General features: G+C 51.9%; 10 protein-coding genes and 2 pseudogenes. 3 read left to right on the forward strand and 9 right to left on the reverse strand.

Annotated elements, in window-relative coordinates:
* The first annotated feature begins 966 nt into the window (after window positions 1–966).
* Window positions 967–1,239 (forward strand): hypothetical protein, encoded by a 273-nt coding sequence (locus BWI93_RS15145; protein ID WP_094812736.1) that lies wholly within the window; start codon window positions 967–969, stop codon window positions 1,237–1,239.
* Between the two features lie 56 nt (window positions 1,240–1,295).
* On the opposite strand, the gene BWI93_RS28905 is transcribed toward BWI93_RS15145, so the two are convergent.
* From BWI93_RS28905 to BWI93_RS28915, 9 genes and pseudogenes are all read right to left on the reverse strand, one after another.
* Entirely contained in the window at window positions 1,296–1,469 is a 174-nt protein-coding gene (locus BWI93_RS28905; RefSeq protein ID WP_255157894.1) for a hypothetical protein, read from the reverse strand.
* A complete protein-coding gene (locus BWI93_RS15150) occupies window positions 1,430–3,235 on the reverse strand; it encodes a heparinase II/III family protein (protein ID WP_255157895.1) in 1,806 nt (601 codons plus the stop codon). Before BWI93_RS15150 ends, BWI93_RS28905 begins: the two co-directional genes overlap by 40 nt.
* A gap of 6 nt (window positions 3,236–3,241) precedes the next feature.
* Complete coding sequence (locus BWI93_RS15155; RefSeq protein ID WP_094812738.1) at window positions 3,242–4,423, reverse strand: alginate lyase family protein; 1,182 nt, start codon at window positions 4,421–4,423, stop codon at window positions 3,242–3,244.
* A gap of 45 nt (window positions 4,424–4,468) precedes the next feature.
* Complete coding sequence (locus BWI93_RS15160) at window positions 4,469–5,446, reverse strand: DUF4466 family protein (RefSeq protein ID WP_094812740.1); 978 nt, start codon at window positions 5,444–5,446, stop codon at window positions 4,469–4,471.
* 1 nt (window position 5,447) lies between these two features.
* The gene (locus BWI93_RS15165) at window positions 5,448–5,831 is read right to left on the reverse strand and encodes a hypothetical protein (RefSeq protein ID WP_094812742.1); all 384 of its coding nucleotides are present in this window, start codon (window positions 5,829–5,831) and stop codon (window positions 5,448–5,450) included.
* Window positions 5,832–5,851: 20 nt separating this feature from the next.
* The gene (locus tag BWI93_RS15170) at window positions 5,852–7,552 is read right to left on the reverse strand and encodes a RagB/SusD family nutrient uptake outer membrane protein (RefSeq protein ID WP_094812744.1); all 1,701 of its coding nucleotides are present in this window, start codon (window positions 7,550–7,552) and stop codon (window positions 5,852–5,854) included.
* 39 nt (window positions 7,553–7,591) lie between these two features.
* Complete coding sequence (locus BWI93_RS15175; protein ID WP_255157907.1) at window positions 7,592–9,958, reverse strand: SusC/RagA family TonB-linked outer membrane protein; 2,367 nt, start codon at window positions 9,956–9,958, stop codon at window positions 7,592–7,594.
* A 68-nt stretch (window positions 9,959–10,026) separates the two neighbouring features.
* A pseudogene (locus BWI93_RS29625) lies at window positions 10,027–10,374 on the reverse strand (TonB-dependent receptor plug domain-containing protein); the annotation flags it as partial.
* Window positions 10,314–10,724, reverse strand: coding sequence for a carboxypeptidase regulatory-like domain-containing protein (locus tag BWI93_RS28915; RefSeq protein WP_255157896.1), 411 nt, complete (start codon window positions 10,722–10,724; stop codon window positions 10,314–10,316). The pseudogene BWI93_RS29625 and the gene BWI93_RS28915, both read right to left, overlap by 61 nt.
* Before the next feature lie 393 nt (window positions 10,725–11,117).
* Here BWI93_RS28915 and BWI93_RS15180 point away from each other — a divergent pair.
* Window positions 11,118–12,271, forward strand: a pseudogene (locus BWI93_RS15180) (alginate lyase family protein).
* Window positions 12,272–12,278: 7 nt separating this feature from the next.
* On the forward strand, window positions 12,279–13,469 hold the full coding sequence (locus tag BWI93_RS15185) for a glycoside hydrolase family 88 protein (protein WP_094812746.1): 1,191 nt from the start codon (window positions 12,279–12,281) through the stop codon (window positions 13,467–13,469).
* The last annotated feature ends 11 nt before the right edge of the window (window positions 13,470–13,480 follow it).

A 13,480-nucleotide genomic window follows, 5' to 3' on the forward strand; every position in this document is an offset into this window, starting at 1 on the left:
AATACAAGCCTGACCTTGAGCAGACAAGGTGCAGTTACGAAGTAGCTTCAGAGGTCAGTAAACTCCACGGAAAATCAATACGTCATTGCCATTACCGGCAGTAACGATAATAACTATACGTTAACGGATACTGAGAAGCAAACGGATAAGTAAGGCATGCCTGGGGCATGCGAAGAACCGGCAACACTCCCGATGGCGGCGGTAAGTTGTTAGCTATGTAAACTATGAATGAGCAGTGAAGCTCTTTTTTGTCATTGCGTAGGCTAATGAGATAAATGTAACACTAACACGTATACTATTTTCTAGTAAAGCAGGTAATCCACAAACTGATACCAATTTTATAAAACGGACTGCTTCAAACTAAGTTTACTATAGAGATCCTTTATCAAGGTTCTATTTGTAGTCTGCGTTTCCGGGCTTTCAGGAATAGGTCTACTCCTTTACCCCAGAAAAGCGTACTGAATTAAGCTGCGATATTACTTGCTGATGTTGAAGGAAGGACTATAAAACCGTTTATCTTTTGTTTACGTCTGCGTAAAGAAAAGATAATACCAAACTTTTTACTGGAGTTGCAGAAATCAATAACTAAAAAAAATCCTTAGTCATAAAGACCTGAAACCCGTGGAAAATACCTGATTGAGAAATATTGAATAAAATTAACTAGAGCTTCACGATCTTCCAGCATTTACGTCTAATTTTTATAAAAATTATTTGATTTATTGATAATAATGTTGAAAAAATACAAAAACAATACCTAACTGGAAATGGTTACGGGGGGAATACGGGCTTAATCCGAAGTATGTAGATTATTTTCCGCACTTTTTTCGAAAACGCGAAATAAATGTATTATTAATTGTTCACAATATAATAGCTCACAATAGATTTTTCGTTCAAAAAAGTTCATTATGGCACAGATATTATACCAACGCTTGCCTTACTACCTATATCAAGTCAATCCATTACGCTATGAACACCGCCGAGATTTTTGTAAACAACATTGACACGAATGCCATTTTATCCGAAATGGCCCGTTTAAAAGCCCAGAATCGTCTGATTATTCATCTGCTAACCAAAGATAAAAGCGATCAGGAATTTGATCATTTCCAGGATCTGGAGCATTTTTTCTACGTACAGGAAGCCCTGCAATTCATTTCCAGCGGGAAAGCTCAGGCCACGCCCGAGCAGATTGACTCGCTGGAAGAAGCCTTACGAACGCTACAGAGCAAGGTTCAGGTCTAGGCTGTTCCACAAAAAAGCCGCTTCCTGTATTGGAAGCGGCTTTTTCATTAGATTGACTACAGAGGGGCGACGGTCAGGGCGAGGTGGTCAGTGGTTATGGGCTGCAATCGTTTCAGCGTAATCCGGTAAATGGTATCACCCCACTTGGTCCGAATGCCTTGGTCTTCGGGCGTTTGCAGGGCTACTTTCTCTACGAATGGCTCCCATTTTCGGGAATCGTACTGTACCACAAAATCACGACTCTGCCTTTTTGTCCCTTACTACGGAGGATGAGCTGCCCCTCTTTGCCTACTTCTACCGGATAACAGGTCATCAGATGCTGACTGAGACTGTCGGCTTTTTTGAGGTGAAACTGATCCGTAATGATCACCTCCCTACCCCGCTTCAGACGCATACTCCGTTTCCAGCTTTTCACGCCCGCTTCGGCTGGATAGGCCTGAGTCAGATCCAGCGAAAAGGTTACCTGCTCTTTTCCGCCCTGATAGGTCACCTGCCGGGCTTTGAACGTATTTCCTGGGGGCTGACTAAAACCATTGATCGTGGGCAGATTATGGTAAGCGGAGCCGTTGTACCAGATGTCGTACCGCTGACTACTAAAGGTTTTTCGCGTGTACGTACCGCGGCCGACATCAATGAGCAACGGTTGTCCGTCGAAATACACAACATAATTGCCGACGTCATTGTGATTGTGACTTTCATCGTTATGTCCCCCCTTACCAGCCAGGTAAAACCCCTGCGTGGTACCCGCCCGGTCGCGGGCGGCGAATACCTGCAGGTCCGGTAACCAGACGTCAGCGGGCAGAGCGAGTCCTTTTTCCGCCCGTTCAAATTCCTGCTGCATAAAGAGTGCGTAGAAGTTGCGGAAGAAATGATACCGCGGCAAGGCCCCCGTTTCGGGTTTGCGATAGTAAGCTCCAAACCGCATCATATCGGCATCCTGAATATCCTTGCCGTAGCGGTAGATCATCGTGGCTGCCATACCGGGTTGCGGATCGGCGTCGGCGAAGTTTAAGAAATAGTTGGGACTGATTTGAGCCCGGTAGATGAAGCGGCCCATGTTCCGGAATTTTTCGTCGGCATACACGTAAGCAAAGGCATTCCGCGAGGCAGTATTCAGCATGGAAATATTGTCATACAGGGACGCGGCAGCGGCTCCCCAGTAACTCGGACCTTCGTCGCATCCCCCGTCGGCCGGATAGGGATTTAAGAAATTATCGAGCACGCCCAGTAGTTTGTGTACCGCTGCGGCCCGTTTTTGATCCTCTTTTTCGAGCAGCAGTACAGCATTCAGCCAGTTCGAACAAATCCAGGGATTCCAGTTATTGGGCGGCCGACCATTAGCATGACTTTGCATCCAGCTGTGGGGCTGATTCATTAGTGGTTCAAAAATCCGGCGATTGGTTTCGTAATAGATACGTTTGCGAATTTGCGGGGTCACGGCGTCCAGTTTATCGCCCAGGTAATAGTCCACCCAGGCCAGATACGTTGCCGTTTCCGCCGCAAACAAATCGACAAAGGGTTTGGAAACATCCACCAGACCCTTGACCTCGCGGGGCAGGTGAGCCGAAGCTCCCCAGAAAGATTCTTCACAAATGGACCAGACGCCATCAATAATGGGGTCTACAAATCGCCCCTGATTTTCGTAAATCTCCGCCAATAGCAGGACCCCCAGCACATCCCGTTTCTGAAAGCTAATGCTTTGGTATTCATCCCGATTACCCGTACGTTCGATCAGGAGGGATTTCGTAGCGGGTACGTAAGGCCATTCATAATTCAGATAGGTTTCGGCTTTTTTCACGTACGCCTTCATCATCCCGGAATCGGCCTGAGCCCAGCCCGCCCGATCTTCCCGACGCGGAAAGGGCGTCCATTCCCGCTGCGGAATCAGTACGTTTTGTAGTGCTTCCACCGAAAATTTCCCACTCAGTAAGTTTTGCTGAGCCAGAGCCGGGACAGCCAGCCAGAGTAGCCAGCCGATAAGGACGTATCGTTTCATGCAACGTTAGAAAAGGGCTTGGGTAAGACGCATAAAACCGCTGGGATTCGGGATCGTTACAGCAGGAACCTCCGGATATTTTCGGGCCGCCAAGGCTTGCAAAGGAATGAACTCTTCCCGGTGCATGGCTTTGATTTGCTGGTGCGTCCAGGGCTTTTTGCCTTCGGCGTAAGGTAATAGCCATAGGAAGGCTTTTTTGAGCCCTTTTCCCTCGGGTGTCTCGTAATTCCAGAGATTCATGTTGAGACTTTCCGCCAGCAAGGCCAGTCCAAAGAAGCCCTGCAGGTTCATGACGCAGTACCCCCAGGAAACGGTACGAGCCAGTTCGTGCGGCTGACTGCCATCGACTGCGAACTGACTACTGATGCGGGGCAGGGTATGCTGCTCCAGCATTCGGCGGGCCAGGGCGGTATCTTCAATGAATAAGGCCATGGCCACTGCCTGAAAATCGTAATACGTTCCGTGGTTGTTGTGTTCATCGGCCTCGTCTTTGCCGACGGGGCTAGTCTGCATCCAGTCCAGAAAGGTACGGAACCAACTTTGCAAGGCCTGATGCTCGGCTTTCGGCCAGGCTTTGGAGGGTTTTAGCAGTTGCACGGCATCTACCAATGCGGCAAAATAGCGGCTGTCGATCAATCCGATTCCTCGCCCATCGGTGACCCCGGGAATCGCCTGCCCGTAGTTCAGGTTCGGGTTCATCCGGGTTTCGGGATTCAAAAACCAGACGCGTAGCAATTCGGCGGCCCGGCGGGCGTAGGTTTCATCTTCCGTGAAATAATAGGTTACGGCCAATTGCTGTACATCTTCGCAAAGCTGGTGCAGGTAGGTAGCATCCTTAATCGTATACCGTTCCGGATTTATGCGACCGTCCTTGCGGATGTACGGCAGCCCATCCGGCTTGGTCGAATCGGGCCACCAGTACGGTCCCATGCTCATGTAGTCGTGCTTGTCTCCACTCGGCGGTACTTTGCTTTTGTACGTAACCGAATACGCAGGATGGTTCAGGGTTTGCCGGGCCTGTTGAATTAACGCTTCCAAAGCCTGTTGTACGGCCGCATCACCCTGCCTGCTTCGGGCTTTTTGCTGAGCCAGAAACGTACCATCGAGCAAAAACGTGGGAGCTTTTTGCTGGGCCCACAATGCGGGCATGGTCAGTGCAAAGAAGAGTAACGCGATTAGTCGGTTCATCAGCAGGAGGTAGCAAGGGCTTCCGATACGGAAGCCCTCAACGCATTAATTAAGTTGTAGTCGTTTGATACTCACCGTCATACTCTTTCCCGTATTATTCACCGCATTGACGTACACATAAGCTGTATACGCTCCATCGGCCGTTTTGACGAACGCTCCCTGATCAGCCGTTAGACCAAAGGCGTAATCCGACGCATGAGTAAAGGTGGTACGCTCCAGATCAACATCGTCAATATAGACATCAAAACCCGCCGTACCGCGAAGCTGGGCATCTTTTACATCGACTCGTTTGTCCATCAGCGTACGCGTCGTTAATCCGGCGGGCAGGCTTATATCGCTCAAGTACTGGCTTCGGGAGGGAGCCACCCAGGCGTGACCGAAAGTAAAGCCGCTTAACGTCGGTCGGTAGAGGTACACGAAATCAATTTTGGCGGCCAGATTATTACGTTCCACTTCTTCTTTCGTGTATACCGCCATGTCGGCAATGGACACGTAGGCTCTAGCTCCGTCGGTGAGTTGGAGGGTACGCTTCATATCCATACGACTAATGCGGTAAGCTGGCGACTCAAACCGTACTTCTTTTCCAGTCGAGGAAGTACCACTGAACCGAAACCGCACCTCACGACCCTTGGCTTCTTCCGTAGGAGCATAGGAATAGCGTAACGTAACGGCTGACTGGTTTTCGCCCCCCAGCAGCGTAGCCGTAGAAACCGCTCCAGTCGTGACCGTATCCGAAGCCGTTTGCACGGGTTGATCCACGCCGGTATTTCGGTTCGTATACCAGGAATACCGACTGAATCCCGTACCTGTTCCTCCGGCAATGGTAGCTTCCACCCGTACCTCTTTGAGTTGTCCTTCCAGCGTACCCAGGGCGTAGGCAAATTCCATGCGATCACCGACAACGGCAGGACCCGTCGTTTTTTTGAGCAGGTCGTTTCGGAGCGGACCACTGGGTTCATCGTCCGATTTCTGACAGGCCTGTAGTACTACTCCCGCCAGTAAAAGAGTCCATAGCTTTTTCATGTTATTGCTGGAGAGTTACCGTGACTGTATACGTTTTCCGTACCGTCCGATTGCCCGAGACGACTGTGTATTGTTGCGGTTGTGTATAGTCCGTCCAGATGCCCATGGTCGGTTCTACAATGGCGTCCGTCACCACACTGCAATAGGGTTTTACGCGTTGCAGATTAGTACCAAAGCGAGCCACCGCCGTGACGGTCTGGGCTACGGTATCTATTTTGGTCTGACCACTGACTAACACCGTACGGTGATCTGAACCGAGTAAATCGAAGAAGGTCATGTAGCACTGCGAACGAGTAGTAATCAGCAGCCCTGTTTCATCGACGGGCATTTTGGTACAGGAAAGAGCCAGCAGTCCGAGGAGTATGAATAAGTAGTTTCGTTTCATAGGAAAAAGCATCTTCGGGCTTAGAACCACGGTTCGTTTTGGATGATCTGCGGGTTAACTTCAATCTCACCCGTCGGAATCTGGAATTGGTAGTACCGCTGGTAATCGCGGATGGGAGCGTTCACAAATTCATCGCGAATCCGGGTTCCCTGCGAATCGTACAACACCTGACCGGAGGGCATAGGCCAGATTTCCTCGGCTTTCCGCCAGCGGCGAATGTCGAAGAAGCGGTGCCCCTCTCCGACCAGCTCCACAATACGCTCTTGTTCGATGGCTTTGAAAAATTCATCCTTGCTCGAAAACTTCGCCTGGTTCAGGGGTGGTAGATTCCCCCGACGACGGATTTTGTCGAGCAGACCAAACAGTTCGGCCGTGGGTCCGCTGAGTTCGTTGACCGCTTCGGCGTACATGAGCCAGACGTCGGGCAATCGCATCAGGTACATATCCTGCGGGCCATCGCTCCGACCAATACCGCCGGTTTGCCGAATCCATTTCCGGAAAACATACCCCGCTGGAGCCCCGTCGTAGTTGATGAACGTAATCCCGTCGCGGTTCCCAAAGCGGAAGGTAATGCTGTCCTGTACGTTCAGTCCGTCCGTCGTCAGGCGAAGCATTTTCTGTTCGTCCCAGAGCATAGTCGCCCGCATACGGTAATCCCGGCCGACGTATGAACGGGGGTTCGTAGCACTGTTGGCCAGCGTAGTATTGCGACTCAATACCACGGACGGAGCAAAATCACCCGTACTCGTGAGCTGATACCGATTTACCAGCCGATAGGTCGGAGCCACCCATACCTGACCGTTGCCGGTGTTCCGTGAGCCAAAATCCCGCTGCATTTCTTCACCCTGATTGAGTAAAGGACCACCAAACTGTACCGAAAAGAGAATTTCCGGATCGTATTCGTTGAAATATTGAAACAGGTGCCAGTAGTTGGGATTGTCCGCCGGACCCGGCTCACCATTCCGAAACAGCGGAATGTTTTTGTCGATGATTTTCTTGAAATCCGCTGCCGCTGCTGCGTAGTGCTTCTGGGCTTCGCCCGCATTGTTTTCGTTTTTCATCCAGCAGGCCCAGTACAGATTTACTTTGCCGCTGAAGCCCCAGGCGGCCAGCTTCGAGGCCCGGCCCAGGTTATCGCCCGTATAGTTGTCGGGCAGTACACTCGCGGCGTAGGAGAGATCCGCCAGAATCGAATCTTTCACAACGGCCCTGGGCGTACGCGTCAGGGTATACGCTTCGGCATTGCCGTTGAGTCGGCGACCGAAATACGGCACGTCGCCCCAGAGGTCGATCAGACGGAAGTAGTTCAGAGCCCGCAGGAAGCGTACTTCGCCCACCAGGCGGTTCATCAGAGCCTGATCGCTTTCGGATCTCAGGTTTGCCCGCAGTGTACCGATGTTCTGAAGTACATAGTTAGCCCGGTTGATGGTCCGGTAACAGTCTCCCCAGAGGAAGCCAAAGTTGCCACTCGAACCGATAGCACCAGGGTTGTACGTCCCCTGGTTGTTGCTGGTACCCCGGGTATGCACGAATTCTCCGGCTCCATCGAAGTAGTACTCGCGGTCAAAGGTCGTGCGGTTGGCTTCGTACACACCATTGACGGCGAAAATGGCATCGTCGGTCGTTTTCCAGAATAAATCCGAAGAAAGCTGAGTAGTGGGTACCTGATCGAGCAGGTCTTTCTGGCAGGCACTCAGGCCTATCAGTACTATTCCCACCATAGATATGTATCGTTTCACGAGCGAAAAAGTCAAGGTGAATTAAAAACTCAGGTTCAAACCAAAGGAATACGACTTGAGCAGCGGGAAAGGGTCATCCTGATTGTCGGCACCCGATTGCGTCGTACTTTTTTCGGGATCAACACCCCGGTACTTACTGAAGGTCAGCAAGTTCTCAGCCGTCAGATAGACCCGTACCCGGCTTACGCCGATGCGGGTGGTGTATTTGCTGGGGATATTGTAGCCTGCCTGAATGTTCTTGAGACGCAGGTAGCCAAAGTTGTCCAGCCAGAAGGTTGACTCCGCCTGATTGTTCCCACCCGAACCCGTAACCAGCCGGGGTAAGGAAGCCGAGCGATTGTCCAGATTCCAGGTGTCATTCCAGTGAAAGTCCTGAAACGCATTCCGGGCGGCGGGAATATTGACGTTGTTGAAAGGCTCCAGCCAGAAGTCTTTCCGCCCCGTAGCGGCCTGCCACAAGATGCTCAGGTCGAAACCTTTGTAGTTACCAAAGAGGTTAAAGCCGTAATTGCCCGTCGGTTGCTCCCGGTTGAAACGGGGCATGGCCTTGCGGTCTTCGTCGTTGATCTGACCATCGCCATTGAGGTCGCGGTACAGAATATCGCCCGGCGAAACGTACTGGCCCTGGTATGGAGCATTGGCGATGTCTTCCCAGCTCTGAGCAATGCCCTGCGATACGCGACTGTAGGCGTAGTGGTAAGGCATGTTCAGGTACGTATAACCTTTACCGAGAAACTCATTCCATTCCAGCAACCGATTCTGGTTGAAGCTCACATTCATCGTTGCTCCCAGGTTTACCTGACCTATTTTAGTGCGGTACGTCAGGTTCACTTCCATCCCGTTGTTCCGCAGTTTTCCGATGTTCATGCGGGGAGCGTTGTACCCCGAAAGCAACGTGGATAGCGACGAAGGCCGGATCATACCCGTAGTGAGTTTGGTATAGGCATCGATTTCGGCGGTTAGTCGTCCGTCGAAAAAGGCCAGATCGAGTCCTACGTTGGCCGTATTGGTTTGTTCCCAGGAAAAGTCCTCATTGATGATCTTGGCCGAACTGAAGCCCTTGGCGATCTTTCCGTTGAGGATGTAATTGGTCAGGTTAAAAATGTCCCGTTGCTCGTAGCGACCCACACCCGAGTTATTGCCCAGTTTACCAAGGGAGGCCCGGAGTTTACCCGACGAAATAATCGAGGTCAGATTCTGGAAAAAAGGCTCCTCCGAGAAACGCCAGCCCGCCGATACGGCCGGGAAAAAGCCAAACTGATAGCCGGGCAGGAATTTACTCGACCCATCGTACCGGGCCGTAAATTCGAACAGGTACTTATCATTGACGACGTAATTCAAACGACCGATCACCGAGCGTAAGCCCTCCGCGTCGCTGTTTCCTCCGGCGGTTTGCGTCGTCGTCAGGGCCGCGTCAATTTCACTAAGCAAGGGATTGATCCGGTCGAGACGGCTGGCGGACATGTTTCGGTTAAACCAGTACTCTTCGGTATAACCCAGCAGGGCCGTTAGCTGATGGTTTCGGAATAAGGTTTTGTTATACGTAATCCGGCCCTGCAAGAGTGTTTTGTATCCCTGATTGTTGCTGTTACTGATGCCCGCACTGGGGTTGACGATGGTACGGGCAATCTGATCGGTCTGAAAATTCCAGACGTCGGTCGGGTCGTTGTAGCTTTTGGTGAACTGGTTATAGTACCGCAGTCCAAAATCCCCGCGAAATGTTAATCCGGCCAGTGGTAACCATTCCCCGTACACGTTGGCGTTGATCTCCTGCCGATCCCGCTGGTTATGGTACACCGAATACCGGGCAAACATGTTGGCAGCCTGAGCGTCTTCGCCGTAAGCCATGATGCCGCCGTATCGACCCGTAGCCGGATCGTAGGGCAAAATCCCGGCGATGGCGTACCGAATGTCGTAGCCATCCGTACCGCTGTAATTGATGAATCCCTCCTGGTTGGCATACTCCTGTTTCGACCACTGGCCGTCCATCCGCAGGCCGACTTTGATGGCGTCGCGAACTTTGTAATCAAGGTTAAAACGCGTGTTGTAACGTTTGTAGTTGTGATTGATGAGTACGCCTAGTTCGTCCAAGATACCCGCCGACAGATAAAAATTCATCCGATCATTGCTCCCCGAAGCCGAGAGGTTATGCGTTTGTATCCGACCGTTATCCCGCAGGATTACGTCCCACCAGTTTGTATTTGGGTATTTCACGGGATCGACGAGGCTTTTGGATAACCAGTCTTCCACGGTTCCGTACCGAAACGTCGTTGACGAAGCACCAGCCCCCGAAGCCCGCATGTGCATGGTGAGGGAGCGGGCGTAATCATCAAAGTAGTTGTAGAAGTTCGTGGGCTGCGATAAGCCGTAGGTTCCGGTATAACTGATCTGGGCTTTTTGTTTTGTGAACCATTTTTAGTCGTAATCAGTACGACACCATTAGCCGCCCGTGATCCGTAAATGGAAGCTGAAGCCGCGTCTTTCAGGACTGAAATACTGGCCACATCGTTCATGTCGATGCGGTTGATATCCACGTCAGGCATACCATCCACGACAATCAGCGGACCGGAGTTATTAACCGTACCGAGTCCCCGAATAATCAGGTTGGCACTGTTGCGTCCGGCCTGGCCCGTCGATTGCTGTACGGAAAGACCCGGTACCAGTCCGGAGAGGCCCGAGGAAACGTTGCTGAGCGAACGGCTGGCAATTTTCTCGTCGATGTTAATGGCTGCGACGGCTCCCGTCAGGTTTTCTTTTTCTGGGTACCGTAGCCAACGACCACACTTCGTTGAGGGCCTTGGTATCGGGAGCCATGGTAATGTCTCGGGACGTTTCGTTCGTCAGATTCACTTCCTGCGTGATGTACTACGACGGAGACAAGCAGCGTACCGCCGCCCGTAGGTACGGGAAAGGTGAATTGTCCTTCGGCGTTGGAAGTCGTACCGGCGGCAGGACTTCCCTTGAGCTGGATAGTGGCTCCGGGGATACCCATGCCTTTTTCATCGAGTACCCGTCCCGTAAACGTATACGTGCTGGGCCGATTGGCGGGTGGTGGGTTGTTGCCCGGTGTCTGGGCGGTAGCCTCCCCCGCTACGAGCAGCAGCGTAATAGCCAGGGAGCCTAGCCAGCAGGTGGCAAATAGAGGTTTACGCATAAAACACATCGAGTAAGGTAGTGGAATAAGAGGTAGGCAAGAGCCTTATCTGGGGCCAGAGTAGCGATGAACTCCACTGCAACATTAGTGGATATAAGTCTATAAAATACTGGAATAATCTAAATGGAACGCTTTCTCCACTCCTTTGAACACTTTATCACCCACCCGAACGATTCCTCCCCCTTTTTGATACATTTAGCCCCCCTGCCCCGCTTTTGCCCCTGCTACCTTTGTTTCCTACACTGGCCGATGTTTTCCTCCGTGAAAAAAAGAAGAATTCGTTTACTGCTCATTGAAGTAGGATGCACGGGCCTGTTGGTGGCTCTGTTGCTGTACCTGATTTCGCTCGTTCATTAAGCCTTTACCCCTTTCTAGGTTATGAAAATGCTACTGATGGGCCTAACTTTCGTTGCTACGCATGCTTTCGGACAGGCTGATTTTAATGCCGAGATTCAAAGAACACTGCAAGCCTCTGTACAGGCTGAAGTCCGCTGGGCTCTACAACAACCGCCCCGTACGGTTACGGCCCAAACCTCACCCCGGAGTGCCGGAGGTCGCCATGATTTCTATTCGGAAGGCGATTACTGGTGGCCCGACTCCACGAATCTCCAGGGGCCGTACCTCCAACGCGACGGGCTGAGCAATCCCGACAACTTCGTGGCACACCGACAGGCCCTCATCCGGCTAAGTCAGATCATGGGAGCACTGGCCTCGGCCTACGTATTACAACCCGATCGACGGTACAGTGAGCAGGCTCTTCGTCACCTGAAGGCCTGGTTTGTCGATACAACGACCCGGATGAATCCTTCCCTGACGTACGCTCAGGCCATCAAAGGCCGGGTTACGGGGCGGGGCATTGGGATCATCGATACGATTCATTTAATGGAAGTGGTGCAGGCCGTTCAGGTGATGGAAGCTCAGTTGGATGCTGCTACCGTCGCCGTGGTACGTAGCTGGTTTCGTATGTACCTGCACTGGCTGACGCACCATCGTACGGAATCGAAGAACGGGAGGCGAAGAATAATCACGGTACGTGCTGGGTTATGCAGGTGGCGGCCTTTGCCCGCTTTACCGGCCATGACTCGCTGCTTGCCGTATGCCGGGATCGGTACAAAACTGTTCTACTTCCCCAGCAAATGGCCGCCGATGGTAGTTTCCCGCTCGAACTCCGGCGGACGAAACCCTACGGTTATTCCCTGTTCAACCTCGATGCGATGGCAATGATTTGTCAGATTGCTTCTACGCCCCGGGATAACCTCTGGACGTATGAGACACCCGACGGACGTAGCATTCGCAGGGGCATCAGCTACCTCTACCCTTACGTCGTTGACAAGAATCGCTGGCCCTTGCCACCCGATGTGATGTACTGGGACAACTGGCCCGTCGCTCAACCTTTCCTGGTTTTCGGAGCCCTGGCTTTTCAGCAACCAGAATGGCTTCAAACCTGGAAAAAAGGGGATCATACGCCTGCAAACGAAGAAGTCATTCGTAACCTTCCGATTCGCCATCCCCTACTCTGGCTTCCTCATTCATTCCGTACTAACTAATTCAACCATGAAACGACTTTTTATCGGTCTTGCTCTGGCAAGTAGCTGGGCGTTTGTATCTCCCACCTTTATTGATCGATCTTTTCAACACGCCCAGGAACAAAGCCGATGTATGCTTAGCGAGTTGAAAATCGCGGAATCAAAAGAGGCTTCCAAGCTGGTATCCCCCCGCAGCCTCAATGCGAAAGGCGAACTCGAACGAGTAGCCGCCCGCGACTGGACGAGTGGTTTTTTTCCGGGCCAACTCTGGTATGTATACGAATACACCGGAAAGCCCGAATGGGCCGAGCAGGCTCGCCACTTTACGGCCCAACTGGAAGGCGAAAAAACCAACGCCCGCACCCACGACATGGGTTTTAAAATGTATTGCAGTTACGGCAATGGCTATCGTCTGACGCAGGATCCCGCGTACAAACAAATCCTCATCGAGTCCGCCCGTACGCTGTCAAAACGCTTTAAGCCCGCGGCGGGAATTATCCGCTCCTGGGATCATCATCAGGACGTGTGGCAGTGCCCGGTTATCATTGACAATATGATGAATCTGGAACTGCTGTTTGCCGCCACGCGGTGGACCGGGGATTCTTCTTTTTACAACATCGCCGTCACGCACGCCCGCACAACAATGAACAATCACTTTCGGCCGGATTTCAGCTCCTATCACGTGGTGGATTACGATACGCTGACGGGTCAGGTACGTACCAGGCAAACTCACCAGGGTTACAGCCACGAGTCGGCCTGGGCCCGGGGACAGGCCTGGGCTTTATATGGCTATACTTTGTGTTACCGGGAAACGAAAGATCCGGCCTTTCTCCGACAGGCCGAAGCTATCGCCCGTTTTCTGCTCCAGCACCCCCGTTTGCCGAAGGATTTGATTCCGTATTATGATTTCGATGCTCCCGGAATTCCGAACGAACCCCGCGATGTGTCGGCAGCTACGGTGATGGCTTCCGCTTTGTACGAACTCAGTACCTATGCCCCCAAGGCTAATTACTGTGCCAAAGCTGATCAGCTCCTGACCAATCTTTCCAAAACGTACCTGGCTCCTGCCGGGAGTAGCCATGGGTTTCTTTTGCTGCACAGTACGGGTTCCAAACCGCATAACAGTGAGGTGGACGTACCACTGATTTACGCCGATTATTACTGGCTGGAGGCCTTGTTACGGGCGAAACGGCTGAACGAGAAGAAAGCCTTGTTTTAATACGAAAAGGC

It is taken from the genome of Siphonobacter sp. BAB-5385 (assembly GCF_002261125.1).
Taxonomy (GTDB): domain Bacteria; phylum Bacteroidota; class Bacteroidia; order Cytophagales; family Spirosomataceae; genus Siphonobacter.

What these genes read in the sequence shown, in the direction of transcription:
- BWI93_RS15145 (WP_094812736.1), top strand. Translation starts at nt 967, where the DNA reads ATGAACACCGCCGAGATTTTTGTAAACAACATTGACACGAATGCCATT.
- BWI93_RS15150 (WP_255157895.1), bottom strand. Translation starts at nt 3,235, where the DNA reads ATGAAACGATACGTCCTTATCGGCTGGCTACTCTGGCTGGCTGTCCCG.
- BWI93_RS15155 (WP_094812738.1), bottom strand. Translation starts at nt 4,423, where the DNA reads ATGAACCGACTAATCGCGTTACTCTTCTTTGCACTGACCATGCCCGCA.
- BWI93_RS15160 (WP_094812740.1), bottom strand. Translation starts at nt 5,446, where the DNA reads ATGAAAAAGCTATGGACTCTTTTACTGGCGGGAGTAGTACTACAGGCC.
- BWI93_RS15165 (WP_094812742.1), bottom strand. Translation starts at nt 5,831, where the DNA reads ATGAAACGAAACTACTTATTCATACTCCTCGGACTGCTGGCTCTTTCC.
- BWI93_RS15170 (WP_094812744.1), bottom strand. Translation starts at nt 7,552, where the DNA reads ATGGTGGGAATAGTACTGATAGGCCTGAGTGCCTGCCAGAAAGACCTG.
- BWI93_RS28915 (WP_255157896.1), bottom strand. Translation starts at nt 10,724, where the DNA reads ATGCGTAAACCTCTATTTGCCACCTGCTGGCTAGGCTCCCTGGCTATT.
- BWI93_RS15185 (WP_094812746.1), top strand. Translation starts at nt 12,279, where the DNA reads ATGAAACGACTTTTTATCGGTCTTGCTCTGGCAAGTAGCTGGGCGTTT.